General features: G+C 34.2%; 27 protein-coding genes, 1 tRNA gene and 1 pseudogene. 3 read left to right on the plus strand and 26 right to left on the minus strand.

What is annotated here, in order from left to right; all coding sequences use genetic code 11:
• Window positions 1-7 precede the first annotated feature (7 nt).
• The 18 genes and pseudogenes from pyrE to BLP60_RS03325 all read right to left on the minus strand — a co-directional run bounded on the left by pyrE (window position 8) and on the right by BLP60_RS03325 (window position 16,946).
• Window positions 8-574, minus strand: a complete 567-nt coding sequence (pyrE, locus tag BLP60_RS03240; protein ID WP_092063341.1) for an orotate phosphoribosyltransferase — start codon at window positions 572-574, stop codon at window positions 8-10.
• 2 nt (window positions 575-576) lie between these two features.
• On the minus strand, window positions 577-1,872 hold the full coding sequence (gene purB, locus BLP60_RS03245) for an adenylosuccinate lyase (RefSeq protein WP_092063343.1): 1,296 nt from the start codon (window positions 1,870-1,872) through the stop codon (window positions 577-579).
• Window positions 1,873-1,944: 72 nt separating this feature from the next.
• Complete coding sequence (locus BLP60_RS03250) at window positions 1,945-2,229, minus strand: FmdB family zinc ribbon protein (RefSeq protein ID WP_092063345.1); 285 nt, start codon at window positions 2,227-2,229, stop codon at window positions 1,945-1,947.
• A gap of 63 nt (window positions 2,230-2,292) precedes the next feature.
• Window positions 2,293-2,418, minus strand: a complete 126-nt coding sequence (locus BLP60_RS10725) for a hypothetical protein (protein ID WP_289626252.1) — start codon at window positions 2,416-2,418, stop codon at window positions 2,293-2,295.
• A 155-nt stretch (window positions 2,419-2,573) separates the two neighbouring features.
• Window positions 2,574-3,920, minus strand: a complete 1,347-nt coding sequence (gene glnA, locus BLP60_RS03255) for a type I glutamate--ammonia ligase (RefSeq protein ID WP_092063347.1) — start codon at window positions 3,918-3,920, stop codon at window positions 2,574-2,576.
• A 268-nt stretch (window positions 3,921-4,188) separates the two neighbouring features.
• Complete coding sequence (gene trpA / locus BLP60_RS03260) at window positions 4,189-4,944, minus strand: tryptophan synthase subunit alpha (protein WP_092063350.1); 756 nt, start codon at window positions 4,942-4,944, stop codon at window positions 4,189-4,191.
• Between the two features lie 15 nt (window positions 4,945-4,959).
• Window positions 4,960-6,123: a tryptophan synthase subunit beta gene (gene trpB, locus BLP60_RS03265; protein ID WP_092063353.1), complete on the minus strand. Its 1,164-nt coding sequence runs from the start codon at window positions 6,121-6,123 to the stop codon at window positions 4,960-4,962.
• Entirely contained in the window at window positions 6,116-6,733 is a 618-nt protein-coding gene (locus BLP60_RS03270; protein WP_092063356.1) for a phosphoribosylanthranilate isomerase, read from the minus strand. Before BLP60_RS03270 ends, trpB begins: the two co-directional genes overlap by 8 nt.
• Entirely contained in the window at window positions 6,730-7,509 is a 780-nt protein-coding gene (locus BLP60_RS03275; RefSeq protein ID WP_092063359.1) for an indole-3-glycerol-phosphate synthase, read from the minus strand. The genes BLP60_RS03270 and BLP60_RS03275 overlap by 4 nt, the downstream gene beginning before the upstream one ends.
• Window positions 7,503-8,510, minus strand: a complete 1,008-nt coding sequence (trpD, locus tag BLP60_RS03280; RefSeq protein ID WP_092063362.1) for an anthranilate phosphoribosyltransferase — start codon at window positions 8,508-8,510, stop codon at window positions 7,503-7,505. The genes BLP60_RS03275 and trpD overlap by 7 nt, the downstream gene beginning before the upstream one ends.
• Before the next feature lie 15 nt (window positions 8,511-8,525).
• Window positions 8,526-9,087 (minus strand): annotated as a pseudogene (locus tag BLP60_RS03285) (anthranilate synthase component II).
• Entirely contained in the window at window positions 9,062-10,471 is a 1,410-nt protein-coding gene (locus tag BLP60_RS03290) for an anthranilate synthase component I family protein (RefSeq protein WP_092063365.1), read from the minus strand. The pseudogene BLP60_RS03285 and the gene BLP60_RS03290 overlap by 26 nt, the downstream one beginning before the upstream one ends.
• Window positions 10,472-10,555: 84 nt before the next feature.
• The gene (locus tag BLP60_RS03295) at window positions 10,556-11,329 is read right to left on the minus strand and encodes a prephenate dehydrogenase/arogenate dehydrogenase family protein (protein ID WP_092063368.1); all 774 of its coding nucleotides are present in this window, start codon (window positions 11,327-11,329) and stop codon (window positions 10,556-10,558) included.
• Window positions 11,322-12,650: a 3-phosphoshikimate 1-carboxyvinyltransferase gene (aroA, locus tag BLP60_RS03300; RefSeq protein WP_092063371.1), complete on the minus strand. Its 1,329-nt coding sequence runs from the start codon at window positions 12,648-12,650 to the stop codon at window positions 11,322-11,324. The genes BLP60_RS03295 and aroA overlap by 8 nt, the downstream gene beginning before the upstream one ends.
• Window positions 12,637-13,737, minus strand: a complete 1,101-nt coding sequence (gene pheA / locus BLP60_RS03305; protein WP_234970940.1) for a prephenate dehydratase — start codon at window positions 13,735-13,737, stop codon at window positions 12,637-12,639. The genes aroA and pheA overlap by 14 nt, the downstream gene beginning before the upstream one ends.
• On the minus strand, window positions 13,727-14,698 hold the full coding sequence (locus tag BLP60_RS03310; RefSeq protein WP_092063374.1) for a 3-dehydroquinate synthase II domain-containing protein: 972 nt from the start codon (window positions 14,696-14,698) through the stop codon (window positions 13,727-13,729). The genes pheA and BLP60_RS03310 overlap by 11 nt, the downstream gene beginning before the upstream one ends.
• A 3-nt stretch (window positions 14,699-14,701) precedes the next feature.
• Entirely contained in the window at window positions 14,702-15,511 is an 810-nt protein-coding gene (locus tag BLP60_RS03315; protein WP_092063377.1) for a 2-amino-3,7-dideoxy-D-threo-hept-6-ulosonate synthase, read from the minus strand.
• Between the two features lie 256 nt (window positions 15,512-15,767).
• A complete protein-coding gene (locus BLP60_RS03325) occupies window positions 15,768-16,946 on the minus strand; it encodes an ABC transporter substrate-binding protein (RefSeq protein WP_092063383.1) in 1,179 nt (392 codons plus the stop codon).
• Window positions 16,947-17,287: 341 nt separating this feature from the next.
• Between BLP60_RS03325 and BLP60_RS03330 the strand changes: the two genes are divergently transcribed.
• Window positions 17,288-17,737 carry a hypothetical protein gene (locus tag BLP60_RS03330; protein WP_092063386.1) on the plus strand — a complete coding sequence of 150 codons (450 nt, stop codon included), beginning with the start codon at window positions 17,288-17,290 and terminating at the stop codon, window positions 17,735-17,737.
• Between the two features lie 327 nt (window positions 17,738-18,064).
• On the opposite strand, the gene BLP60_RS03340 is transcribed toward BLP60_RS03330, so the two are convergent.
• The 8 genes from BLP60_RS03340 to BLP60_RS03375 all read right to left on the minus strand — a co-directional run bounded on the left by BLP60_RS03340 (window position 18,065) and on the right by BLP60_RS03375 (window position 25,164).
• Window positions 18,065-18,367: a MerR family transcriptional regulator gene (locus tag BLP60_RS03340; RefSeq protein WP_092063389.1), complete on the minus strand. Its 303-nt coding sequence runs from the start codon at window positions 18,365-18,367 to the stop codon at window positions 18,065-18,067.
• A gap of 66 nt (window positions 18,368-18,433) precedes the next feature.
• Window positions 18,434-20,833, minus strand: coding sequence for a phenylalanine--tRNA ligase subunit beta (gene pheT, locus BLP60_RS03345; protein WP_092063392.1), 2,400 nt, complete (start codon window positions 20,831-20,833; stop codon window positions 18,434-18,436).
• Between the two features lie 27 nt (window positions 20,834-20,860).
• Complete coding sequence (gene pheS / locus BLP60_RS03350) at window positions 20,861-21,910, minus strand: phenylalanine--tRNA ligase subunit alpha (protein ID WP_092063396.1); 1,050 nt, start codon at window positions 21,908-21,910, stop codon at window positions 20,861-20,863.
• Between the two features lie 4 nt (window positions 21,911-21,914).
• Window positions 21,915-22,265, minus strand: a complete 351-nt coding sequence (rplT, locus tag BLP60_RS03355) for a 50S ribosomal protein L20 (protein WP_092063399.1) — start codon at window positions 22,263-22,265, stop codon at window positions 21,915-21,917.
• 45 nt (window positions 22,266-22,310) lie between these two features.
• A complete protein-coding gene (gene rpmI, locus BLP60_RS03360; RefSeq protein ID WP_092063402.1) occupies window positions 22,311-22,508 on the minus strand; it encodes a 50S ribosomal protein L35 in 198 nt (65 codons plus the stop codon).
• A 30-nt stretch (window positions 22,509-22,538) separates the two neighbouring features.
• Window positions 22,539-23,063: a translation initiation factor IF-3 gene (gene infC / locus BLP60_RS03365; RefSeq protein ID WP_092063405.1), complete on the minus strand. Its 525-nt coding sequence runs from the start codon at window positions 23,061-23,063 to the stop codon at window positions 22,539-22,541.
• The gene (gene thrS, locus BLP60_RS03370) at window positions 23,047-24,990 is read right to left on the minus strand and encodes a threonine--tRNA ligase (RefSeq protein WP_092063408.1); all 1,944 of its coding nucleotides are present in this window, start codon (window positions 24,988-24,990) and stop codon (window positions 23,047-23,049) included. The genes infC and thrS overlap by 17 nt, the downstream gene beginning before the upstream one ends.
• A gap of 99 nt (window positions 24,991-25,089) precedes the next feature.
• A tRNA-Val gene (locus BLP60_RS03375) sits at window positions 25,090-25,164 on the minus strand.
• A gap of 154 nt (window positions 25,165-25,318) precedes the next feature.
• On the opposite strand from BLP60_RS03375, the gene BLP60_RS03380 reads away from it, so the two are divergent.
• Together BLP60_RS03380 and BLP60_RS03385 are read left to right on the plus strand one after the other, a co-directional pair.
• Window positions 25,319-26,059, plus strand: a complete 741-nt coding sequence (locus tag BLP60_RS03380) for a DUF364 domain-containing protein (protein WP_092063411.1) — start codon at window positions 25,319-25,321, stop codon at window positions 26,057-26,059.
• A 208-nt stretch (window positions 26,060-26,267) separates the two neighbouring features.
• Window positions 26,268-26,780, plus strand: coding sequence for a YeeE/YedE thiosulfate transporter family protein (locus BLP60_RS03385; RefSeq protein ID WP_092063414.1), 513 nt, complete (start codon window positions 26,268-26,270; stop codon window positions 26,778-26,780).
• The last annotated feature ends 3 nt before the right edge of the window (window positions 26,781-26,783 follow it).

Below are 26,783 nucleotides of genomic sequence, written 5' to 3' on the forward strand. Positions count from 1 at the left end.
CTCTTGTCTATCCTTTTACCAATGCAACCAATTCCCCTCTAGTAAAAATAGAGTATAGATTGTAACCTTCTTTTTCAAGAGATGCCCTTCCTCCTTCTTCCCTATCTAAAACACAAATTATATCTTCTACCACAAGTCCACTATCCTTTACCCGCTCACATGCTTTTAAAACAGAGCCTCCTGTTGTGATAACATCCTCTAAAATACACACCCTATCCCCTGAAGAAAAATTTGCCAAACCCTCTAAAAATTGATTTGTCCCATGTCCTTTTGCTTTTTTGCGGACAATAAATCCAAATAAGGGCATTTTTTCTAAATAAGATGTCAAAACTACTGAACTGACTAAAGGATCTGCTCCTAAAGTCATTCCTCCAACACCTACAATAGGATAGGGCAAATTTCGAATAATCTGCATAAATATCCTGCCTAAAAGATAACTTCCTTCTGGATGTAGGGCTGTCTGTTTACAGTCGAAATAATAATCGGATTTTTTACCAGATGTCAAAACAAAGTTACCTTCTTTATAAGATTTTTCATAAAGTAAACTAGCTAATCTTTTTTTTAAATCTTCCACAACTACTCTCCAAACACCCGGTTATAAATTAAATCTACATATCTTATATAATAGTTTAAATCAAATATGCTGTCTAATTCTTCCTTAGACAAATAATTGGTAATGTCTTGATTCTCTCTAATTTTCTTTTCAAAAGAAACCTTTTCCTCCCAACAAGAAAGAGCTGTCTTTTGAACTAACTCATATGCTTGTTGTCTTTTTAAGCCTTTATCAATCAAGGCTAAAAGAACTCTCTGAGAATAAAAAAGACCAAAAGAAGACATTAAATTTCTTGCCATATTGTCTTTATTTATCTTTAAATTACTTAAAATAGAATTCAATCGATGCAGCATATAATGCACCAAAATAGTAGAATCTGGCATAATTACGCGCTCTACAGAAGAATGACTGATATCCCTCTCATGCCATAAAGCCATATTTTCCATGGAAGCTAAAGAGTTTGTTCTTACCAATCTTGCCAATCCACTCAGGTTTTCGGCAGAAATAGGATTTTTCTTATGAGGCATTGCTGAGGATCCTTTCTGTCCTTTGCTAAAGCCCTCTTCTACTTCTAAAACCTCTGTTCGCTGAAGGTGTCTTAATTCTACACAAAGGCGCTCAACTCCTCCTGCAATAAGCGCCAGCGAAGTAAAATAATGGGCATATCTATCTCTTTGCACTATTTGGGTAGAAATAGGATCAACTCTTAATCCTAGAATTTCACAGGCAATTTTTTCCACTTCTGGAGATAAATGGGCATAGGTTCCTACAGCGCCAGAAATTTTACCAATACGAATATTTTCTACAGCATTTTTCCATCTTTTTTTATGGCGCATAAACTCAGCATAAAATCCTGCCATTTTTAAGCCAAAACTAGTAGGTTCAGCATGCACTCCATGAGTTCTACCAATCACAATAAGCTCTTTATGCTCATAAGAAAGTTTTTTTAAGGTGTCTAAGACTAAGTCTAAAGCGTCTTGAATAAGCTTTCCTGCACGTACTAACAAAATACTATTCGCAGTATCTACAATATCTGAAGAAGTACAGCCTAAGTGAATAAACCTAGAAGCAGCTCCCACCTTTTCTTCTACTGCAGTTAAAAAAGCTATTACATCATGTTTTGTCTGCTCTTCTATTTCTAAAATCCTATTTAGATCAAAATCAGCCTTTTCGCGAATTTCTTGCATTTCCTTAACCGGAATTACTCCTAACTTATGCCATGCCTCACAAACAGCCAATTCCACTTCTAGCCATACCCTAAACTTATTTTCTAAAGTCCAGATAGATCCCATTTCAGGGCGAGTATAACGTTCTATCATTGCTCTCCCCTTGATATATGTTTCAAGAAAAAATAAAAAAGGCAGCTACCTGCTGCCTTGCGAAATCTAACCTCAAGACTTGGCGCTTCCACCAGACGAAATGCTGCAACTTTTTCCAGAGGAATTGTTTTTGGAAGAAGTGTTAGAAGTTTTTCCTCCTCCATTATTAGCAGAAGACCTACTACAGTAATCTGTCACATACCATCCAGAACCTTTTAACACAAAAGAAGTGTTAGAGATAAGACGATGGGTACTCCCCCCACATACGGGGCAAGGAATATCTTGTTCATCAAAATTCTTTTGCCATTCTTCAAAAACATGACCACATTCCTTACATTGATACTCATAAATAGGCATCTTTCCACCTCCAGCAAAAAAGTGCAGCACCAGATAAGTATTTTACCAAAAGAGTCAAGAATATTATTTACCTTTAGATTTTTTAGCAGCTTCTATTGCTTCTTTTATGCGTTGTTTTAATCTTTTTTCTCTTCTCTTCCGTCTCCTGTCTAGCTCTTTACGGCGTTCAATTTTCTTATGTCTAGCCATCTTACCCTCCTTTAAATTTCCAAAGCTCAAACTATCTTAATTAACTAAATTTTTTTTACTTGTCCAGAAATATAGGGTAAGATATACCTCCCAAAAATAAAAAAGGCAGCCCAACCATTTTGAGCTGCCTTTTTTTACCAAATATTCTTCTTTAATTATAAAAGAGGCAAATACTTTTTAATTTCATATTCTGTTACTTGGGTTCTATAAGCATCCCATTCCATTTTCTTATTTTCAATAAATTTATTAAAAATATGCTCACCCAAAGCCTCTTTTACTACTTCACTTTTTTCCATAGCTTCAATCGCTTCATTCAAGCTGCCAGGCAAACTTTCTATACCGTATTTTGCTCTTTCAGCTTCGTTCATTTCAAAAATATCTTCTTCTACTGGAGCTGGTAACTCATATTTCTCTTCTATTCCCTTAAGACCAGCTGCCAACATAACAGCAAATGCCAAATAAGGATTACAAGCTGGATCTGGAGAACGAAGTTCTATTCTCGTGGCAGCTTCTTTCCCTGGTTTGTACATAGGCACTCTAATAAGAGAAGACCTATTTCTTCTCGCCCAAGCAACATATACTGGAGCCTCATACCCAGGAACCAAACGTTTATAAGAGTTTACCCATTGATTACAAATAGCAGTAATTTCTGGAGCATGCTTTAATAGACCAGCAATATAATGGCGGCACTCTTCACTTAAATTATACTCACCTTTAGGGTCAAAAAACACATTTTTACCATTTTTAAACAATGACTGATGCACATGCATTCCGCTTCCATTTTGTCCAAATAATGGCTTGGGCATAAAAGTAGCATAGCAACCATGCTTTCTTGCAGTTTCTTTTACAATAACTCGATAAGTTACTGCAGTATCAGCCATCTTAACTGCTTCTTGATAACGCAAATCAATCTCATGCTGACTTGGAGCTACTTCATGATGGCTATATTCCACAACAATTCCCATCTTATTTAAAGCAAAAATAATATCTCTTCGCACATCATTACCAAGGTCTAAAGGAGGAGCATCAAAATATCCACCTCTATCTAAAAGAGTAGTTTCCCTTTCATTAGGAAATAAAAAGAATTCCAATTCTGGACCTACATAAAAAGCATAGCCCTTTTCTGCAGCCTTCTCAGTCATACGCTTTAAAGCATAACGACTATCACCCTCATAAGGAGTTCCATCTGGATTTTTTATGTCACAAAACATTCTAGCAACGGGCTTTTCAGTTGGTCTCCAAGCCACCAACTGAAAGGTAGTAGGATCTGGGAAAGCTACCATGTCACTTTCTTGAATTCTACAAAACCCTTCTATTGAGGAACCATCAAATCCCATTCCCTCTTCAAATGCTCCCTCCAACTCACTAGGGGTAACCTGAAAACTCTTTAATACGCCTAAAACATCTACAAACCAAAATTGAATAAAACTTACATCATACTCTTTAACTGCCTTTAAAACATCATCTGCATTTTTACAATTAAACTTTGGAAAATCAGACATAACTCCTCCATTAATTAAAGTTTTTAATGCTTAATCCCTAACAAATTATATGCCAACACAAAAACAACATTAATTACAACATATTAGAAGAAAACCATTATCTTCGCCATTTTTTTCTCCATTTTTTTTACAAAATTGGCAAAATAAATCTTTTTCTCTTTAAGCTAATTTTCCATTTTTGTAAAAATAACTTATAATTTTATTATAAAAAATTTTTTCTTATCTAAGTATCTAAAAAAATTATTTTTTAGAGAAAACTTATTTTTATCTAAATTTTCCATTTTTGTAAAAACTCTCTACTTTTACCTCCATTGTTTAAAAATCTAAGTAGAGAAGTTCCAAAAACAACTCCATCGATGAAAGAAATTATGGGTTTAATTTGAGTAGGATTTGAGAGTCCAAATCCTAAAACCACAGGACAAGAAAAAATCTTTTTTATTTTCTCAAGAAGAGAAAGTAAACTATCTTCTATAAAAAGTTCATTGCCTGTAATTCCTAAAACAGAAACGATATAAACAAAAGGGGGATCTAACTCAGCATACGCCTTCATACGTTTTATAGAAGTATTTAAGCCGATTAAAGGGATATACCTAACTTTACTCTGTTTTGGAAAGTATCTTTGATACTCTTCCAAAGGCAAATCTGGAATAATAAGTCCTTTTACCCCAACCTTGGAACAATCTTCAATTAACTTCTTAAGCCCATATTTATAAAATGGATTAAAATAACCCATTAACACTAAAGGTGAATTAAACTTTCTTTGCGCTAATCCATCTAAAATATATTTTATATCTACACCTTCTTGAATAGCCTTCAAAGAAGCAGCTTCAATAACTGGGCCATCTGCCACAGGATCTGAAAATGGGACACCTATTTCAATAATATCAGCCCCATTTTCATCTAACTCTTTTAATTCCTCCCAAAAATTTTTTTTGTCTGGAAACCCAGCAGTGATAAATGGAATTAAAGCTACTCTTGAATTCTTTTTAACCTCATTAAATTTATAAACAAAACTATCAGACATCTTTATTAACTCCTTCTAGTAGTTTTTAAAAACAATATCTAAATCTTTATCCCCTCTGCCAGACAAGTTTACTACCACATTAGTCTCCTTAGATAATTGATTTTTTAGCTTAAATGCATAGGCTAGAGCGTGAGAACTTTCTAATGCAGGAATAATCCCCTCAGAGGAGCTAAGTTTATAAAAAGCAGCCAAAGCTTCTTGGTCATAAACGACTTCATAACGCGCCCTGCCAATACTTTGAAAGTAGGCATGTTCTGGCCCAACCCCAGGATAATCAAGACCTGGGGCAATAGAGTGAGAAGGTAATATTTGTCCTTCTTTAGTCTGCAAAAGTGCAGTCATGGTGCCATGAAGAACACCTGGGGTCCCTTTAGTTAAGGTAGCTGAATGAAAATCCTCCTCTTTACCACTTCCCCCTGCTTCTACACCAATTAATTCTACATCTTTATCCTCAAAAAAAGGATAGAAAATGCCCATGGCATTTGAACCTCCACCAACACAAGCAATAATTTTGTCTGGCAAACACCCCATCTGCTCATAACACTGTTTTTTAGCCTCTCTTCCAATAACAGCCTGCAGCTCTCTTACTAACAAAGGAAAGGGATGGGGTCCTACCACAGATCCTATACAATAATGAGTGTCTTTTTGATGAGAAATCCAGTACCGCAAAGCCTCATTAATTGCATCTTTCAAGGTTTTTGTACCACTATCCACAGACTTAACCTCTGCCCCAAGGAGTTCCATTCTTTTTACATTTAAGGCTTGCCTTTTTACATCTAAAGCTCCCATAAAGACTATACATTTTAATCCTAGCATAGCAGCAGCTGTTGCTGTTGCTACTCCATGTTGCCCTGCGCCTGTCTCTGCGATCAATTGTGTTTTCCCCATAAATTTAGCTAGTAATGCCTGTCCTAGGGTATTATTTATCTTGTGAGCTCCAGTATGGGTTAAATCTTCTCGTTTAAGCCACAACCTAAAGCCCAATTCCTCTGATAAATTAGGACAAAAATATAGAGGGGTAGGACGACCAGCATAATGTATTAAAATACTCTCCAATCTTTCCTTAAATTCTCTAGAACCTAAAAAAGTATTCATTGCTTCTTCTAATTCCTGCAAAGGTGGCATAAGCAACTCAGGCACAAACTGACCACCAAACTTGCCAAAATAAGTATTAGTCATTTTTTTCTCCTTTAAAGTTAATTTGCTTTAAAATAGAGCTAACTTTTTCTTTACTTTTAATCCCTGGTCTACTCTCTACTCCAGAGTTTAAATCTATTCCTAAAGGACCAATCTCTAGTATCTTTCCTAAATTGTGGGGATTTATACCTCCAGCTAAAAAAATAGGATAATCCTTAAGAAGTTTTATCCATTCTCCAAACTCAATAATCCTCCCATGCCCTCCTAAAGATTTACCTGCATCAAATAAAAAATATTTCACAAAAGGCAAAAATATATCCAATTCCTTTTTCAACAAACTAACATTATCATATCTTTCTGGCCAAACCACTTTAATCACTTTTTCTGCCTCAAGTTCCTTACATAATTCAAAGTCATAATCTCCATGCAATTGAACAAAATCAAATTTATTCATTATATTTTGTATTTCATGTACTCCCTTATCTACAACAACACCAACCTTTTTAAGTTTAGTACAAAGATTATCAACAAATTCTAATTCTACTTTCCTAGGACTTTTTGAATACAAAATAAACCCTATTAAATCTATTTCCATCTTTTCTAGCCATTTTATATCAGATAAACGTGTAATACCACATACTTTGACAATCAATTATTACCTCCATAAACAAGATTTCTTAAAGTTAAGCATATTTTTTCTTGCTTCATTAAATATGTGCCTATTAAAAAAGCATCATATCCAATATTTTTTAAATCAACCAACACGCTTCTTTTACTTAATCCACTTGCTGAAATCCATATTTCATTATCTTCCTTATATTTTATTAAATTATAAGAAGTTTCTAAATTCACCTTTAAAGAATTTAAATCCCTATTATTTACTTGAATAATCTTAGCCCCTACGCGTTTTGCTATTTCCAAATCCTTTTCAGAAAACACTTCTACAACTGGTTCTAGCTTCTTTTCCAAAGAATAAAAATATAATCGTTCAAAATCACTCATATCTTCAAACAATCTAACAATTAAAAGAACAGCAGAAGCTGGTGTAGTTGCTGTAATTTCTACTTGTAGGGGGTGAAAAATAAAATCTTTTCGTAAAATAGGAAGCCCAAACAGCGCAGCACGATATAAAAAGTCTATCTTGCCAGCAAAATAATTCTCTTCTGTTAAAATGGAAAACGCTATAGCACCTCCTTCTTTATAAAAAACAAGCACATTTTCCAAATCTGCCTTAGAATTAATATTTCCTAAAGAAGGAGAAGCCTTTTTAAATTCTGCTATAATGTTTATCTTATCTAAGGAGTTACTAATAGCCTTGGAAAACGATTCTTTATTTTTCCCCCACTCAGGAGGAAATTTATTATGAAATTTCAAATCAACTAGTATTTTTATTTCTTTTAACTTAGATTTTTTAAACTTATTTAGCATAATTGCTCCTTAGAAAACAAACTATTAACTCCTGTATTGACCTTTTCTCTAGCTTCTTGAAAACACAAACCTAAATCCTTTCCTTTTAACAAATACAAGACGCACCCTAGATTTAACGCTACCATAGCTTTTAATTCTTTTGGCCCCCTGCCTAATAGAACTTGTTTTTGAAGCAAGATAGCCTCCTCTTTAGTAGAACACATTAACTTTTCCTCTTCTACTATAGGGAATCCATAGTCAGCTGGATTTAATTCAAATGAAAAAATAGAGCCATTTTCAACAAAATATATTTTATTGATTCCACAAGGTGTTAATTCATCAAATCCTTTTGCTCCATATACTACGCATCCTTTTTTGATATTCTCTTTCTTAGCTAACACCCTTGCCACTAAAGGTAGAAATTCTTGATTAGGAACTCCTATAATTTGATGTGTGGGAAATGCAGGATTTAAAAGAGGGCCTATAAGATTAAATAGGGTCCTTACTCCAAGTTCTTTTCTAATAGGCGCTACATTAGCAAAGCAAGGATGAAAATAAGGAGCAAATAAAAAAACAAAATTTCTTTTTTTCAATTCTTGTTGGACTAAACTTTCTTCCTGAACAATAGGCAAATCTAAGGCCTCTACAACATCGGCACTCCCACAGGTGCTAGAAATAGCCCTATTACCATGTTTTACTACTTGTATCCCCATATCTGCTAAAAAAAACGCCACCGCAGTAGAACAATTAAAGCTTTTTTTACCATCTCCACCTGTACCACAAGTATCCACTAAAATTTGTCCAAGTCCCTTTACTTTCCTCGCTTTATCTAAAGCCACATCCACAGCACCTAAAATCTCATCTTCTGTTTCTCTTTTAGCACTAAGTCCCATTAAAAGGGCTGCTGTTTGTACAGGAGAAACTTTGTTTTCAAAAATTCTTTCAAAGGCCTGCCTACTTAACTGATAGTCCAGATCTCTTCCTTTACTAAGCCGATCAAGACAGACATTTATAACTTCCATTTTTACCTCCTTTTGTTATAAATTTAAAAAATTTTCTAAAATCTTAGGTCCGTTCTCACTTAAAACAGACTCGGGATGAAACTGTACACCATACCAAGGTCTATCTATATATTTTAATCCCATTACCTCCTTTTCTTTTGTCCAAGCTATGACTTCTAGCACTTGAACTTTTTGAGGATAAACTAACAAAGAATGATATCTTGTCATTGTAGTTGGACTTGGAATCCCGTTAAAAATTTTCTCTTCTTTTTTAAAATAAATAGGAGATGTTTTTCCATGCAAAATATTACGAGCTGGTTTTACTTTTGCACCTGCAAAATACCCTAAAATCTGATGGCCCAAACACACCCCTAAAATAGGAATTTTCTTCTTTACAAAACGCAATAAATCTAAACAATAACCCGCATTCTCTGGTTTACTTGGTCCAGGAGATATTAGTATTTTTTTTAGCCTTTTTAATTAATTCAAAAAGACTCTTATCATCATTACGTAATACTACAGGATCTTCTCCTAAAACTTGTAAGACCTGAACCAGGTTGAAAGTAAAGGAGTCATAATTGTCTATTAACAAAATCATCAGTTCCTCCCTGAATTTTTAAAGACTTTAATATTGCCTTGGCTTTATTTTGACATTCCTGCCACTCTTTTTCAGGATTAGAGTCAAACACAATCCCTGCCCCAGCCTGCCCATAGACCTTTCCTTTTCTAAACCACAATGTTCTAATGGTGATGCCAGTATCTAAACTTACCCATTCTTTGTCTAAACCGAGCCAACCAATTGCTCCTGCATAAGGACCTCTAGAATGTGGTTCTAGTTCAGCTATAATTTCCATAGCCCTTATTTTTGGAGCACCAGAAACAGTCCCTGCTGGAAAAGTCGCTTTAAGCACATCAATGGCTTTTAATCCTGATTTTAATGTAGATCTTAAATAAGAGGTAAGATGCATTACATGAGAAAATTTCTCCACCTGCATAAATTTTTCTACTCTTACACTACCTTTAGCAGATATTTTCCCCAAGTCATTTCTTCCTAAATCAACCAACATCACATGCTCAGCTCTTTCTTTTGGATCTGATAAGAGTTCTTTTGATAGTTCTATATCTTCTTGTTCAGTTTTTCCTCTAGGGCGAGTGCCAGCAATTGGTCTTAATTCTAAGAGATTCTTTTCACACTTAACCATTAATTCAGGCGAACATCCCAACAATGTCTCTGTCTCAAAACGCATAAAAAAACTATAAGGTGATGGATTAATTGACCTTAAACGACGATAGACTGTGAATTCATCTCCCTTAAAAGACGCCTCAAAACGAGTAGATAATACTACTTGGATGGCCTCTCCCTGTTGAATAAGTTTCTTTGTTTTTATTACAGCTTCTTGAAATTTCTGTTTAGAAAAAAGAAATTTTAATTTTCCTACTTTAATATCTGGGTGTTCTCTTCTTCTTTTAGGCCGTGGTAAATCTCCATGTCCACTTAAAGAAATAAAAATACAACGATGGTACAAATGCTCAAACAACAATAATTTTGAGGGAAGCACTAAACAGGCTTCTGCTTCCTCTACAGGTAAAAATGGGGTTAATTTTGGCTCAAAATGAGAGGCTAACCCATATCCAAGATAGCCAATTAAGGATCTCGTTAAAAAAGGACAGAAAATGTTTTTCGGGGATATAATTTTTAAATTATCTAGCAAATTTTGCAATCCATCTAAAAAACTCTCCCCTTGAAAGTCCAAAAAAGACTTTAAAGAGCTATCTCCTATTTTTAATTTTAATTTACCAGCCACACATCTTGCTTCTAAAATGAAGTCCCAGGCCAATAGACTATACTTGCCAAGTCTTCCATCAATTTCTGCACTTTCTAATAATATACCTGGTTTCTTACCAATTAAATCTAAAAAAAGAGATACAGGGGTTTGAGTATCTGCTGATAAGATTTTTGCTTCTTGCTCTAAAACAATCATTTAGCTTTCCTCCTTAAAAATAAAAAAAGCCGTATCCTCAGGGAGGACACGGCTTTTTAAAATCCATTGAAATTTTTAATAATATTATGGTCCTCCCTTTATTTTTATGTTTCTCCACCACCACCAAGCTTTCTCTGCCAACACTTCTAAATCTCCAGCCGCTGCTAAATTTAAATAAGATTTAAATTGACGCACACTTTCTCCAGAATATGGATTTTTTTCAAACAAATCTGCAAACAACCTAAAATCTTTTACCAACATTTTATAGGCAGAATCCATTCTCCTCTGAAAAGAAGGGGTAATAAATTGTTCAATCTCCTTTTGGCCAGCTTTATAAGCAAAATAGGTCAAGTTTGTTATAAAATTTAATCCTTGGATATAAGCCATTGCTTTATCATGCTCAACAGCAGAAACAATAAATGGATCAAATCCTAAATCTTGCCAAAAAGTATAAACCAACTCCATCTCAGATTCAGATATCTTGCCAGGACATAAAGCTATTTTTCTAAAATCATCCTTAAGATCAGGGCCAAACAAGGGATGAGAACCTACAACAGGTCCTGAAAAACTTTCTTCCATCATTTGCAAAGGTAAAACTTTTACTGAACAAATATCCATCAAAATTTGAGAACTATGAAGATAAAAAGAAATTTCTTTTAAAACATTTGTTAACGACTTAATAGGAACGCAAAGCAATATTAAATCACTCCTTGAAAGGGCATCTTCTATATCTTGTAGGTTTAAGGGCAAATCAAATCCATATACCAAGTAACCTGAATTTTTAGCTTTTTTAAAAAATAACCTTCCCATCTGTCCTCTTGAACCAAAAATAGTAATTTGCTTTATTGACTTAAGCATAGGCTAATATCTCGTTTATTATAGAGAAAAAATTAGGAAAAGATTTAGCCACACAATCTGGATTATCCAAAATCACTTCTATTCCTTTAAAACGATATAAACTTAAGCTCATAGCCACTCTATGATCATTGTAAGAATGAAAATAACACTTTTTTCTTAAATGTTCTTGAGGCACAATCTCTAATTTATCCGCCTCTATGTATGTTTTTGTCCCTGTTTTACTTATTTCTTTTGCCATAGCTTCTAATCTATCGCTTTCTTTAATCCTCAAATGAGCAACATTTTTAATAACTGTTTTTCCTTTTGCCAAAGAAGCCAACACAGCTACTGTTGGAACAAGGTCAGGACACAATCCCATATCCACCTCTATTCCCGTTAAAAAAGAAGGATATGCCACTACCCCTTCTTTTTTAATCTCTAATTTAGCTCCCATATTCTTTAAAATATCTAAAATAGCCCTATCCCCTTGAAGAGACTTTAAATTAAGTCCTTGGACATAAATAGGCTTTCTACCTAAAACTCCTGCACCTAAAAGATAAGAAGCATTGCTAAAATCTCCTTCTACCTTAAAACAAGTCGATTTCAACGTCTTTGGGAAAACAATAAATCTTATTTTACCGGGTATAACAGCTTTAATTTCTCTAAAATCTTTATTTAGCCATTTATTATTTTCAAAAACCTGAACCTTAAATTTACCGCCAAAATTTTCTAACACCTCTAAAGTCAAACCAACATAAGGCCAAGACACAGCCTTTTTACCTATCACCTCAATAGTAATCTCTCTCTTTGCTAAAACAGCACCTAAAATTAACCCAGATAAATATTGACTAGATTGTTCTAAAGAGACTTGTAAGCATCCACCATTTAACCCCACCGAATCTAATATAAAAGGAGGGCACTTGGCCTTCTTTAAATAAGTAAAAGTTGTCCCAGTATTTTTTACTGCCTTTTCTAAACCATCTATAGGTCGTTCTCCCATTCTTCCTGCTGGGACAAATTCAAACTTTCCTCTAGCACCACAAAGCAAACCTGTAATCAACCGAAAGGTCGTTCCTGACTCTCCACCATAAAGACATATCTTATTTGAAAAATTAAACTTTTTCCCTCTACCCTTTACCAACAATAAAGAACCTTTTGTTTCTATTTTAACCCCTAACGATAATAAACACTCTCTTGTCCTTAAAATATCTTCACTTTGCAACACATTATCTAAACAAGATTCTCCATCTGCTAAAGCTGCACAAAGAAGCGCTCTATGCGAAATAGATTTAGAAGGAGGAGCTTCTATAGTTAATATTTTATCTGAATTATACTCTTGCATCCAAATATTCTCCACTAGGATAACTACCCAATACTTTTAAAGTATGGCACATTATACCTAAATCATATATTAAATTTTTATATTCATTGCTGGTTAAATCACACTCTACATCTGCGAAAAAAACATATTTCCACTTTTCACCTCTTAAAGGCCTAGACTCTAATTTTTTTAAATTAATGCGTTCTCTAGCAAAAATTTGTAATACCTCAAAAAGAGCACCTGGCTTATCTGGCAAAGTAAAAACAATAGAAGTCTTTTCTTTTCCCTCTTTTTCTGAAGGAGAGGACGCTATAATCAAAAATCTTGTCCAATTATCTGGAAGATCTTCTATTCGAGCAGCTAAGATATTAAGATCAAACAAATTAGCTAATTTCCTATTACCAATAGCAGCCAAATTCTCGTTTTGACATACCTTTTGAGCAGCCTGAGCAGTACTAGGCATAGGCACTAACTCAGCATCTGGGAGATTAAGCTTTAGCCACGTACTACACTGTTCAAGAGCTTGAGGATGAGAAAGCACCTTTGTAATAGTTTCCATCTTTTTTGCTTTAGAAAGCAAACTATGACTGACCCGATAATAAAATTCTGCATGAATAAAAACATCATAACGCATAAAAAAATCTAAACTTTGTCCAACACTTCCTTGTAAAGAATTTTCTAACGGAACAATTCCCAATTCTGCTTCTCCATCCACAACACCCTTAAAAATTTCTTCAATATTCCTTTTAGGTAAATAATCTAAACTCTGTCCCAAATATTCTAAACCAGCTAGATGAGAAAATGTTCCTTCTGGGCCAAGAAACAAAACAACCTGAGGACGTTGTAAACGTCTAGAAGAAGACAAAATCTCTCTATAAATAGCTAAAAGGTGTTCTTTAGGAAGGGGACCTATATTTTGCTTAAGAAGATTTTTTAAAATTTCTCGTTCTCTAAATGGTTTAAAAACAATATCATCAGAATTAGCTTTTATTTTACCCACCTTTAAACTAAGTTCTGCCCTCTGATTAAGTAATTCCACTAACTTAGTGTCTATAATATTTAATTTTTGGCGAATTTCTTCTAAAGTTTCCATGACTCTATTTTTCAATAATTTCTTCTTTTATTTTCATTCCAAAATGCCTACCTGCAGAGTCTAAATAAGCCTTTACCTTATCCCCTACCTGTAAATTAACCACACTAATAGGACCTTCTGGACCAACTAAACGAATAGTCTCAGCATTTTGTAAAATCACACAACCAGAAAGCCCGTCCACCTCTGCTTCAATCAAAAGCATTGGACGTATTTCTGTCTTTATTCGACCAACAACAGCTATTTCCTGCTCTCCATTTTCATTTACAATCAAAACTTCATTTCCTGGTCTTAGTTCCTCTAAATAAGCAGTTTTATCTGCAGGCAAAAAAGTATAAGAATGCACTCCTCCTGCATTTATCCTAAATGGACGAGGAGAAACATATGGATTAGATTCTGTCTCTGCATGAACCAAAAAAGTAAATTTTGAAGAGTTTCCTACTAACATTCCCTGGCCAGTCTTTAACAAGGAAACAGTATCCACACACACTCTATGACCAAGACCAATAGGCTCTATTTTTTTTATCGTTGCCAATTGCAAGTTTATTTTGCCCTGATTTAGTTTTGCCAAACGAACAATCTCCTTTAAATCCCTACTAGCTGTAGGTAAAACCATTAAAAACTCTACCCCTCTTTCCAAAATACCAAGAGAAGTTTGAGCCTGAGACAAAGAACTCACTTCTTTACCTATATTTTTTACTTGAGCCAAAATATTCTCTATAGGAATAATTTCTGTATGCTCCAAAAGAACAACTTGTTTACCTTCTTTTGCTAACTTCACTGCTTGTTTTTCATCTTTTTTATCTTGAATATCAACAAACACAAAATCTTCTGGCTCTAAAACTTCTATCCTTCCAAGACTTCTTACATCTTCAACATGTTTTTTTTCCACAACAACAGCATCAACACCTGACTCTAAAGCCAAAGTAACCAATTTTTTTTCAAAAGGTATTGCCTTAAAAAAAATTTTTTTAGACATAAATTATTCCCCGTCTTTTGTTTCTAAAATAGCTAAAGCATCTTCAATACTTCCCTCCTCATGTACAATACATGAAAGAGCTTTAACAAGTTTAGTGGGATTATCATGTTGAAACACGTTACGCCCCACTGAAAGCCCAGCACCTCCAGCTGCAATAGAATTGTAAACCATTTTAAGAATATCATAATCGCTATTCATCTTTTCACCACCTGCAATTACCACAGGAATACAGCAGGCCTCTACCACTCTTTCAAAACTCTCAGCACTTCCAGTATAAGGAACTTTTACTACATCTGCCCCCAGTTCCTCTCCCAATCTAGCGCAATGTTTAACTACCTCTACATCATACTCATTTTCTATTTTTGGCCCCCTTGCATACACCATAGCCAAAACAGGCATACCCCATTCATTAGCTCTAGAAGTAACATCTCCCAACGCTCTAAGCATATCGCGTTCTGTTTCATCTCCTATATTTACATGAACTGACACACCGTCAGCCCCTAAACGTATAGCATCTTCTACTGTACCCACCAAAGTTTTGGCATTAGGAAAAGGCGACAAACAAGTGCTAGCAGAAAGATGAATAATTAGGCCTACATCTCTTCCATGCCCTCTATGAGAGCAACGAGGGAGTCCCTTATGCATAAGTACTGCGTTTGCTCCACCTTCTGCCACCTTATTTACAGTATCTCTCAAATCAATTAAACCATAAATAGGTCCAACGGTAACTCCATGATCTAAAGGGACTATAATAGTCCGCCCTGTGTTCCTATTAAAAATTCTCTCCAGCCTTACGACTTTTCCAAGCTGCATTTTCGCCTCCTTGTCTTTGAGGCCGCTTTTAAAAGCCAGGGCCAAATATATAAAAAAAGGGCCGCTGGCTTTTGCCTGCGGCCCTTTGGGATCTTTTTATTTGTTTATTAAAAAGCCTACAACTCACCCTCCAGACCACAGGCCCTCATAAAATAATAATACCAAAAAAACCAAAAATAACTGAGGTTGTGGTTGGAGAGTTGTACATTCATAATGATTTACTTTTAGGCAAAAGTAAAATTCCTGTCAAGTCTTTTTATTTAGGACAAATAGAATCTTTAAATACAAACTGCCCCTTATTATTAATCTGAACAACTACCGCACATTTTACAGGATCTCCTTGATAGGTAAAATGCATCTTACCTGTCACTCCTTCAAAATTTCTAATCTTGGATAAAGCAAAACGCAAAATAGACTTATTTTTTTCCAAATCATTTCCTAACAAATCCTCTGCATTTTTTAATGCAGTTAAAAGCAAATTTAAAGAATCCCAAGTAAGTGCTGCTGGATCATCTGGCAAATATCCGTATGTTCTCTTAAATAAATCTACAAATTGCTTATTTTTACCTTTAGCGCCTAGTGCAGCATAATGGGTTGAGAAATAATATCCCACACATGCAGATCCACATAATGGGAACAAATCTGCCGACCCCCAAGAATCAGAACCAAAAATAGGTTTATTCCAACCCAACTTCTTTAAATCTTTTACTAATTTAGCTACTTGATAATAATGACAAGGCAAGAAAATCATATCTGGATTTGCAGAAACCAATCTTCTCGCTAAATTTAAAAATTTATCTTCTCCTGTCACAAAACTGTCAAAAACTATCACACTCCCCTCTCCGTATACATCTTCCCAGTCCAATTTAAATAAAGCCGCTAGATCTTTGGAATAATCATCATCACTTACATAAATAATACCAACCGTTTTTTTAGATTTAGACTCAGGCAATATTTTGTTAGAAAAATAAAGGGCAACTTCACTCTGAAAAGGATCTAAAAAAGCTGCTCTAAAAACCCACGGCCTATTAATCGTAGTTTTAGGATTTGTAGACCAAGGAGAAATCATTAATGTCTTTTTTTGATTACATACTCCCCCTGTGGGTACTGCTTGTCTACTAGCCATCGGCCCAACAATTGCCCATACTTTATCTTTATCTATTAATTTTAACGCAACTTTTTTAGCAACTTCAGGATCAAATTTATTATCTTCGTAAATAAATTCTAACATATATCGCTTCCCGCCTAAAACCAATCCTCCCTGAGCATTTATTCTATTCTTTATTAATTCAGCAGCATCTTTAGCTGATTTACCAGTTTGCTGGTTTTCACCACTAAGCGGAAGGTCAAAACCTATCTTTATTGTTTCTGCAAAACTCACACTAGAAAAAACTATAACCAAATAACACAATAAAAGTGATACTACTCTTTTCATATAATTCCTCCTTCGCTTTCCATCCAAACGCCTTTAGAATAATGGGCGCATTATTAATAAAAAATGAAAAGTAAGTCTACTTTTTACATGAAAATACTAATTTTTTTTACAAAAAAACATTTGTTGCTTATTTTATTAAATAATTTCAAAATGTTATGTTAATGTTTTTTATTTAATTCACAAAGAGTACAACAGTATAAACAATAAACAATAAGCAAAAACTAAACAGGCCTTCTAAATATAAAGAATCTTAAAGTCTAGTCTTATTTTTTTCTTGAAAACGCAATGTTTCTTAATTAAATAAGTTTAGAAAAGGAAATTAATGCTAATTGGAGGACAAGATGGGTGCTAAAAAAATCTCTCAATTCCCTTTAAAAAACCAAGAAAACAATCAACAATTTGCTCAAGAAATTATAGCTAACACTCAAAAAGATATGGGCAAAGTTGCTCTTATTATTTCTATCTTAGCAGTTCTTTTAGTAGCAATACTATTTTTTGGTTTAAATCAAAATGTAAAAGGCTTAAGTACTCAAATTCATCAACTAGAAAACCTACCCAAACAACTTACTACTTTAGGTTCAAAGGTAAACCTCTTGGAAGATAAAGTTTATGCTCTAGAAAATCTTCCTCAACGAACTAAAAATTTAATTATAGCTAATACTCTTCAAGAAATGGCCTCTAAAACTAAGTATCTTAGCACTCAAGTACAAAACGAAAATCAAGCTGTTAAACTTATTCAAATCCAACAGCTTTTAAAACAATTACAAGCAGAAATCGGTTCTGCTAAATAATTGTCTTAAAACATTTTATGGGGAGTGCGTTTAATTTAAAAACGTACTCCTTTTTAAACAATAAAAAATTAAAAAGAATGTCTAATAAACCTTCCTTTAAATCTAATAAATCTAAAGAAATAATTTGTTATTGTTTCTCTTATACTAAAGAAGATATTGAAAAAGATTTAAAATTAAATGGCAAGTCTACAATTTTAGAATATATAAAAAAAAGCAAATTATTAGGAAAATGTAATTGTATCTCTAAAAGTCCATTAAAAAAATGATGTTTAGCTAATGTCTACCAGGTGGTAGAAGAAATAAAAAATAAGTTGAAACTTTAAAAAATTAATCTTTCAAAATAAAAAGCATCTCTTGCAGCTCTTTTTTTACTTCCATAAACACTTCTAGCCAACGAGCTTCTTCTTTCAGACGTAGTTTAGCTCCTTGAATAGTTAGCTTTTCTTCATAAAGAAGGAATTTTATACGTTCTAAAAGCCTGAGATGCTCTTGAGTGTAAAGACGTTGGCCGGAACTACTACGAACAGGTTTTAAAAGGTCAAACTCTTTTTCCCAAAAACGCAAAATATAAGGCTCTAACCCCAAACGTTTGGCTGCTTCACCTATTTTATAATATCTAGTTTTCTTCATTACAAAAAAAGGACGAATCTCATTATGATTCGTCCTTATTACTTTAGTTTTTTTAACTTGGCAAATTTAAGGAAAGCTAACATTTAATTTTTTAACAATAGTGTTTGCGATATTAGAATTTACCTTATCTACTTCTTTCACCTTCAAAGTTTTATCTTTTGCTCTATAAGTAAGAGTAAGGGTCACATTTTTTACTGCTTTATCTTTAGGGAAATAAATATCTTTAACACTCACATCTTCTAATATTTTGCATTGAACTCCCTTTATAACTTCCAGAATAGATCCTATCTGTAAATCAAGAGGGCAAACCACAGTAATATCTCGTTTTGATGCTGGGAACTTGGGCAGTTCTTTAAATCTTAATGTCCATTTAAGATAATATCCAAATATTTTATCTAAATCTAAATCAGCATACCATAAATTACCATCTTTAACATCATATTGTTTTGCTATATCTTCTTTTATCAACCCCATAAACCCTAAAATATCATCACCCACTATTATCTCCACCGCAGGTTTAAGAAAAGGATGCTCCCTTCTAGTAATAAACTCCATTTCTGGCAGGCCAAAACTTAAAGCAAACCCCTCTATTAATCCTTTAATGTCACTATAATTAAAAAATTCCCCTTTAGGAAAAGGCCAATTCTCAGGGTAACGACTTCCAGATAAAACAAATCCAAACCTATTATTTTCCTGACATAAAGTCTCCACATTATCATCTTTTGTAAATGTCTTTGCTATTTCAAATAATTTTATTCTCTTATTATTTTGAGTAAAATTTGTTTTTACAGCATATAAAAGCCCTGCCAAAAGAGTTGTACGCAAAACATTTTGTTCCTCGCTTAAAGGATTTAAGACATAAACTCGTTTTTCTTTATCTTCTAGTCCTAATAAATCTAAATCCTTTTCTCCTACAAAGCTATAGTTTATAGATTCTTGTAAACCAATCCCTTTTGCCCAATGTTTTATTTTTCGCAAAAACAAGACCTTTGGATCTTGTTCATCTTTTAAAGTTCGACTAACTTTAGGTAACCGAGCCTCAATTTTATCTAAACCATAAATCCTTCCCACCTCTTCAACCAAATCTATTTCTCGCTGCAAATCATGTCTAAAAGATGGAGCTTCTACTTCCCAAGAAGATTCTTCTTTTCTTATTTTACAACCTAATTTCTGTAAGGTTTTAAAACTAAAATCTTTTTCTATCTCTACGCCTAAAATATCTGAAGGCTTATTTGGTCTAAATTTAATAACAGCCTTAACAAAAGGCTTGGGTTCTTTTTTAGCAATCCCTTTCAATACTTTTCCACTTGCTAGTGTCTGAATTAAATAAGCTGCTCTTTCTAAAGCAAAAGGAGATAAAAGTTGATCAATACCTCTTTCAAAACGATAGGAAGACTCACTTGTTAAAGATAGCCTCCTAGCTGTTTTTCTGATAGTAACTGGATTAAATACTGCACACTCTAAGAGGACTTCAGAACTATCTTGTTTTATCTCAGAATTCTCTCCTCCCATTATACCAGCTAAAGCTACTGGTTTTTCACTATCCAAAATTAATAAATCTGTAGCCAAAAGTTCTCGTTCTTTACCATCTAAAGTAACAAACTTTTCTTTATCTTTGGCTAAAGCTACTCTAATTTTATTTCCTGACAAAAGCCTTCTATCAAAAGCATGTAAAGGTTGACCTAATTCCATTAAAACATAATTAGTAATATCCACAACATTATTAATAGGATTTATACCCGAAGCAATAAGTCTAAAACGCATCCACGCAGGACTTGGCTTTATTTTACAATCTGTAATTAATCTGGCTTGATAGAGGAAGCAGTGTTCTGGAGACTGAATTTCTATGTCATAATCTAAAGGAGTATCAATTTCTTGAACATTTGCAGAAGGTAAAGATAAGGGCAATGAATAAAGTGCAGCAACTTCTCGTGCAATACCAAGGACACTCAAACAGTCTGCTCTATTTGGGGTAATCCCTATATCAAAAACATACTCATCTAAACCAAGGGCTGAGATTAAATTTTCTCCTACTGTTAAATTAGAAAACTCCTCACTTAAAACCCAAATACCTGAGCTATCTTCCCCAAGTTCAAGCTCCTTTTGGGAACAAATCATTCCACAAGAAAGTTCGCCTCTAAGTTTTGCTTTCTTAATTTTAAATCCTGAAGGCATTTTAGTGCCAATCAAGGCCACTGGCACTAATTGAGATTCTCCTACATTAGGGGCTCCACAAACAATGGGTAAAACTTCTGAGCCTATATCTACTTTGCATAAAGAAAGATGATCACTATTAGGATGGGGCGCACATTCTACAACTTTTCCAACTACTACACTTTTAAGGTATTCAAAAGGAGAATTTATTTCTTCTACTTCTAGACCAACCATGGTCAATCGATGAGCAAGTTCTTCTATATCCCCATCAAAAGGAACAAAACTCTTGAGCCAATTTAGACTGAGTAACATGGATAATAACCTCAAATAGAAATTAAATTATTTAAACTGCTGCAAAAAACGTATATCGTTTTCAAAAAATATTCTAAGATCTCCAATCCCATACTTCAGCATAGCAACCCTTTCTACTCCTAAGCCAAAGGCAAAACCAGAAAACTTCTCGCTATCATACCCAACCATTTTAAACACAGCAGGATCAATCATACCACAACCCAAAATTTCTACCCAACCAGTTTCTTTACATACTCGGCAGGTCTCTCCATTTACTTTTCCAGAACCTTTACACATAACACAACTAATATCCACTTCAGCACTAGGTTCTGTAAAAGGGAAAAAACTTGGTCTAAACCGCACTCTTGTCTCAGGGCCAAACACTCTATGCAAAAATAAAGTTAAAATACCTCTTAGATCTGCCATAGTCACATGCTTATCCACTAAAAAACCTTCTATTTGGTGAAACATAGGACTATGAGTAAGATCAGAATCCCGGCGATAAACTTTTCCTGGCGCAATAGCTGCTATAGGAGGTTTTCTAGAAAGCATGGTTCTTATCTGAAGGGGAGAAGTATGAGTCCTCAGTAAAGTTTTTTCTGTAATATAAAGACTATCCTGCATATCTCTAGCAGGATGCTCAGGTGGGATATTTAAGGCTTCAAAATTATAAAAATCGGTTTCTACCTCAGGTCCTTGAACAACTTCAAACCCCAAGGAAGTAAAAATATCAGAAATTTCTTCTATTACTACAGTAATTGGATGAAGAGTGCCTATATCTGGCTTTCTACCAGGAATAGTTGGATCAAAATTCCTTAAAGCAGCTTCTTTTTCCTGCTTTTCCAGAAAATGTTTTTTTTCTTCAACTAAGCTAAGTAGTTCCTGTTTAACCTCATTTGCCTTTCGACCAGCAATTGGTAAATCACTAGGGGCTAATTCTTTTAGCCCTTTCATTACTTCTGATAAATATCCTTTTTTACGGCTAAAAAATTTGACTCTAATTTCCTCTAATTCAGAAAGACAATTGGCCTTGCCCAGGCTCTCTTTAAGCTCCTGAACAAGGCCATCTAGCTTTTCCAAAAAAACTTTTACTTCCATTTTCCTAATTATTAGATTTTGCGAGTTCTACTAAACGAGCAAATGCAGCCTTTTCCCTAACTGCCATATCAGCTAAACACTTCCTATTAATTGCTACTCCAGCTTTATTTAAACCATCAATAAAACGACTATAAGATAAACCATACTCTCTAGCAGCAGCATTAATTCTCATAATCCACAATTTTCGGAATTCTCTCTTACGCTGTTTTCTGTCCCTATAAGCATAACAAAGCGAACGCTCAACCTGCTCTCTAGCAATACGATAAAGTTTGCCTCGAGAGCCAGTATACCCTTTGGCCATTTTCAAATATTTTTTATGCCTTTTATGGCGAGTTTTTCCAGATTTTACACGCATAACCTCTATCCTCCTTAAAAATTTCTAAAATCTTAATTTAATAATTTAAGCATATGGCAATAACTTTTTAACCTGCTTTATATTGGCAGAATCAACTAACGTAGCTTGCCCCAATCTTCTTTTTCGCTTAGCATTTTTTTTTGTCAAAATATGCCTCAAGTTCTGCCTTCTTCTTTTAAATTTTCCACCACCTGTTTTAGAAAATCTCTTTGCTGCTGCCCTGTTTGTCTTCATTTTAGGCATTACTTTTTCCTCCTTATTTTCAAAACGAATTTATTTCTTTTTAGCAAGAGGAGAGAGTAACATAAACATTGTCCTCCCCTCAAATTTAGGAGCTTGCTCTATTTTTGCTAACTCCTCCAAATCTTTTGCTATTCTTTCTAAAATTTCTAATCCTTTCTCTTTATGGGCCAATTCTCGTCCTCTAAAAAACACTGTCACTTTGCATCTATCTCCGCCAGACAAAAAGCGCTTTATATGCCTAATTTTTGTCTGCAAATCATTTTCATCTGTCTTGGGACGGACTTTTATCTCTTTAACTTGTATTCGAACTTGTTTCTTTTTAGCTTCTTGCTGTTTCTTTTGTTGCTCATACAAATACTTTCCATAATCCATCACCTTGCAGACAGGTGGTTTAGCATTAGGAGCAACTTCTACCAAATCAAGTCCAACATCTCTGGCATAGGTAAGTGCCTCTTTTAAAGACACAATTCCTGCCTGTTTTCCATCCTCCTTAATTAACCGCACTTCCTTAGCCCGAATCTGTTCATTCTTTCGGGCACTAGTAGAGGTACCTATAGCTCATTCCTCCCTGTTTAAATGGTTCATCCATATCGTGATAAATTAACTCTATCACTTCTTCCAAAGTCTTAAACCCTATATTTTTACCGCCTCTTAGGCGAACATTTACTCCTTTTGCCTCTATCTCTTTTTCTCCAACTACTAATACATAAGGAACTTTTTCCAACTGAGCCTCTCTAACTTTATAACCTAATTTTTCATTTCGCAAATCCATTTCTATACGCAACCCTGAGTTCCTTAAAATATCATAACATTTTCTCGCGTATTCATTATGAGCTTCTGTAACAGTAAGAATCTTTGCTTGAACAGGTGCAAGCCAAGTAGGGAAAGCTCCTGCATAGTGTTCTATTAAAACACCCATAAATCTCTCTATAGCGCCCAAAATCACTCTATGCAACATTACTGGACGATGCTTTTCTCCATCTTCCCCCACATAAAATAAATCAAATCTTTCTGGCAAAGTAAAATCGCATTGAATAGTAGAACACTGCCATTTTCTTCCCAAAGCATCTTTTAACTTAACATCTATCTTAGGTCCATAAAAAGCACCTTCTCCTGGACAAATATCATATTCTAAGCCTAAAAACTCTAACGCATTGGTTAATGCTGAGGTGGCTCTATCCCAATCCTCATCAGAACCAATGGATTTCTCAGGCCTTGTGCTTATTTCTAACTCATACTCAAAACCAAAAATTGACATCACATCATGCACAAACTTTAAAACGCCAACAATCTCTTCTTGCAACTGATCTGGTCTACAAATAATATGGGCATCATCTTGAGTAAATTGACGAACCCTAAGAAGTCCATGTAATACTCCGGACTTTTCATGTCTATTTACTGTTCCAAGCTCAAAATAACGAATAGGCAAATCTCTATAGCTCCGCAACTTCGATTTATAAATAAGCATATGCGACAAACAGTTCATTGGCTTTAAACCATATACCTGCCCATCTATTTCTGTAAAATACATATTTTCTCTATAATTATCATAATGTCCAGATCTCTTCCATAATTCTTGACGCAATAAACGAGGACCTCTTACAATCTCATAGCCTCTTTTCAGATGTTCCCTAACTTCAAAATCTTCTAAAATAGTTCTTACCAATGCGCCCTTAGGGTGAAAAATAGGCATTCCAGGCCCTGCCTCTTCAGAAAAACTAAATAAATCCAGTTGCTGGCCTAACTTACGATGATCTCTTTTTTTGGCCTCTTCTAATCTAGATAAATACTTTTTTAAATCTTTTTCTGAAGCAAAAGCTGTCCCATAAATACGCTGTAGCATAGGCTTGGTTTCATCTCCTCGCCAATACGCCCCTGCCACAGAAGTCAATTTAAATGCCTTTACATACCCTGTACTTGGAAGATGTGGGCCTCTACAAAGATCAACAAAATCTCCATGTTTATAAAGAGAAACCCTCTCTTCTCCTAAATCATCTATAATTTCCAACTTATAAGTTTCATTTAACTTTAAAAATAATTTTTTAGCTTCTTCTGCTGAAACTTCCTCTCGAATAAATGGATGATTAGCCGCAATACTTTTGGCCATTTCTTTCTCTATCTTTTCCAAATCATCAGGAGTAAAAGGACGTTCATAATCAAAATCATAATAAAAACCATCTTCAATAGCAGGGCCAATAGTAACTTTTGCTGTAGGAAAAATTTTCTTCACAGCCTCTGCCATAATATGGGCTGCGCTATGTCTTAAAATTTCAAGTCCTTCACTTGTATCTAAAAAAATGGCCTCAACTTCTTTACAGTCTTCTGGAATCTTACGGGATAAATCATAAATTCCACTCTCGCATCTAAAGGCAATAATTTTTTTAGCCTTCTTTCCTGAAAAAAATTCCAAAAGCTCTTTAAAAAGGCAACTTTCTTTTAAATCTACTTCTTTCCCTAAATCCTTCAAATTTATTTTGGCCATCTCAATATCTTCCCATTACCTAAGTTTACTACTGGCTTTTTAAAATTTATATCTATAAAAGTTTAGGGAGGCATTAAAGCCTCCCTTTTTTTCTCTATCTGGTAGGCACGAGGAGATTTGAACTCCTGACCCCTTGCGCGTCAAGCAAGTGCTCTCCCCCTGAGCTACGTGCCTAAAAGTAGGGAGTCTCTAACAAAGCTTGTCAAACCTTGTCAAGTAACCTATATTTTATGAAAAAGCAAAATTTTTTTGTTAGCATATAATAAATTTCCTTCAAGGACTTCCAGCATTACTTTTTATAATTTGAAAATAAGGAGATCTTTTGTTCATGTTAACCCAAGAGGACATTATAAATAAATTGGTACAAGAAGGTTTAACTATTTGTGGCAATTTAACAATAGAAGAGATTATAATAGGTGAAAGTCTTATTTTAGTGAAAAATAGCCAATCTACTGCTGGATTATCTGCTGCTTTTCTTTCTCAAAAAGATATTAAGCCTGCAACCATTTCTTTAAAAGGTAAGAAAATAAGAGATATATTGCCTTGGTTATTTAAAACTTCTACTTTAAAATGTAGTATTGCTCTAGCTACTTTTAATAGCCTTTTCCAAAATCAAAATTTTCAAGAAAAAAGAGTTCAAGAGCTATTAATTGAAATAGGAACAAACAAAAAGCTCGCCCTTATTGGACACTTTCCATTTGTACATAAAATTAAATCTCACTTTAAAAAATGTTGGATCCTGGAGTTAAATCCAAGACCAGGAGATTTTCCTGCCTCTAAAGCTAAAGAGATATTACCTAAGGTAGACATAGTGGCCATTACAGGAACAACCATTCTAAATGGGACATTGGCAGAAATTTTAACCTTTACCAGTTCAAAAGCTTTAAAAATAATGCTTGGACCCAGCACACCTATTGGTAATAGTCTATTTTCATTAGGATTCACTTATCTTGGAGGAGCAATGATTGATAATTTCCAAAAAGCAAAATCTGGCATCGAAAAAAATATGTGTTTTAAAAACTTAAAAGGAACTAAAAGTGTTTTAAAAACAAAACCATCTCACATTTAAAAACATCTTACTCCATTCTAATTCTATCTCTACTTAAAATAAATTTTAGCTTTAGATAATTACGTTTAGCTTTATATCTGCCTTTTATTTTATTAAAAAACTTTTCCCCACAAAGTTATACAATAACTTCTAGCTAAAAAATTAAAAAAAGTTGTTTTATTTTTTATTTTATTTTATAAATTTATAAAAATAAAAAAGGAGGGGGAAAATGTATCGCAAAAAAAATTATTGGTCTCCTTATATTGCAGGAGCTTTATCAGGAGTACTTTTAGTTGTTTCAGTTTGGCTAGTTGGTAAATTTTTTGGAGCATCTACTTCTTTTGTCCGAATCGCAGGACTAATAGAGAAATCTTTTGCTCCTAGTCATGTTGCCTCCCTGGCCTATTTTCAAGCCAAAACACCAAAAATTGAATGGCAAGTAATGTTTGTCTTTGGAATTTTTCTGGGTTCCTTAATAGCCAGCTTGAGCTCTAAAACTTTTAAAATATCTTTTGTACCTACTATGTGGGAAAATAAATTTGGATTTAACCCCTTAAAAAGAGGGATTGTAGCATTTTTAGGAGGGATTATTGCTATGATAGGCGTCCGGATGGCAGGAGGATGCCCTTCTGGACACGGCCTAAGTGGAGTTGCTCAACTCTCAGCAGGAAGTATATTGGCGTTATGTTGCTTTTTTATTGGTGGACTTATTTCTGCAAATTTAATCTATAAAAGGAGATAAGTC

The sequence above is a fragment of the Desulfonauticus submarinus genome (assembly GCF_900104045.1).
GTDB classification, from domain to species: domain Bacteria; phylum Desulfobacterota; class Desulfovibrionia; order Desulfovibrionales; family Desulfonatronovibrionaceae; genus Desulfonauticus; species Desulfonauticus submarinus.

Coding starts and splice junctions, on each gene's coding strand:
- purB (WP_092063343.1), bottom strand. CDS start 1,872: ATGATAGAACGTTATACTCGCCCTGAAATGGGATCTATCTGGACTTTA.
- BLP60_RS03250 (WP_092063345.1), bottom strand. CDS start 2,229: ATGCCTATTTATGAGTATCAATGTAAGGAATGTGGTCATGTTTTTGAA.
- BLP60_RS10725 (WP_289626252.1), bottom strand. CDS start 2,418: ATGGCTAGACATAAGAAAATTGAACGCCGTAAAGAGCTAGACAGGAGA.
- glnA (WP_092063347.1), bottom strand. CDS start 3,920: ATGTCTGATTTTCCAAAGTTTAATTGTAAAAATGCAGATGATGTTTTA.
- trpA (WP_092063350.1), bottom strand. CDS start 4,944: ATGTCTGATAGTTTTGTTTATAAATTTAATGAGGTTAAAAAGAATTCA.
- trpB (WP_092063353.1), bottom strand. CDS start 6,123: ATGACTAATACTTATTTTGGCAAGTTTGGTGGTCAGTTTGTGCCTGAG.
- BLP60_RS03275 (WP_092063359.1), bottom strand. CDS start 7,509: ATGCTAAATAAGTTTAAAAAATCTAAGTTAAAAGAAATAAAAATACTA.
- trpD (WP_092063362.1), bottom strand. CDS start 8,510: ATGGAAGTTATAAATGTCTGTCTTGATCGGCTTAGTAAAGGAAGAGAT.
- BLP60_RS03290 (WP_092063365.1), bottom strand. CDS start 10,471: ATGATTGTTTTAGAGCAAGAAGCAAAAATCTTATCAGCAGATACTCAA.
- BLP60_RS03295 (WP_092063368.1), bottom strand. CDS start 11,329: ATGCTTAAGTCAATAAAGCAAATTACTATTTTTGGTTCAAGAGGACAG.
- aroA (WP_092063371.1), bottom strand. CDS start 12,650: ATGCAAGAGTATAATTCAGATAAAATATTAACTATAGAAGCTCCTCCT.
- BLP60_RS03310 (WP_092063374.1), bottom strand. CDS start 14,698: ATGTCTAAAAAAATTTTTTTTAAGGCAATACCTTTTGAAAAAAAATTG.
- BLP60_RS03315 (WP_092063377.1), bottom strand. CDS start 15,511: ATGCAGCTTGGAAAAGTCGTAAGGCTGGAGAGAATTTTTAATAGGAAC.
- BLP60_RS03325 (WP_092063383.1), bottom strand. CDS start 16,946: ATGAAAAGAGTAGTATCACTTTTATTGTGTTATTTGGTTATAGTTTTT.
- BLP60_RS03330 (WP_092063386.1), top strand. CDS start 17,288: ATGGGTGCTAAAAAAATCTCTCAATTCCCTTTAAAAAACCAAGAAAAC.
- BLP60_RS03340 (WP_092063389.1), bottom strand. CDS start 18,367: ATGAAGAAAACTAGATATTATAAAATAGGTGAAGCAGCCAAACGTTTG.
- pheT (WP_092063392.1), bottom strand. CDS start 20,833: ATGTTACTCAGTCTAAATTGGCTCAAGAGTTTTGTTCCTTTTGATGGG.
- pheS (WP_092063396.1), bottom strand. CDS start 21,910: ATGGAAGTAAAAGTTTTTTTGGAAAAGCTAGATGGCCTTGTTCAGGAG.
- rplT (WP_092063399.1), bottom strand. CDS start 22,265: ATGCGTGTAAAATCTGGAAAAACTCGCCATAAAAGGCATAAAAAATAT.
- rpmI (WP_092063402.1), bottom strand. CDS start 22,508: ATGCCTAAAATGAAGACAAACAGGGCAGCAGCAAAGAGATTTTCTAAA.
- thrS (WP_092063408.1), bottom strand. CDS start 24,990: ATGGCCAAAATAAATTTGAAGGATTTAGGGAAAGAAGTAGATTTAAAA.
- BLP60_RS03380 (WP_092063411.1), top strand. CDS start 25,319: ATGTTAACCCAAGAGGACATTATAAATAAATTGGTACAAGAAGGTTTA.
- BLP60_RS03385 (WP_092063414.1), top strand. CDS start 26,268: ATGTATCGCAAAAAAAATTATTGGTCTCCTTATATTGCAGGAGCTTTA.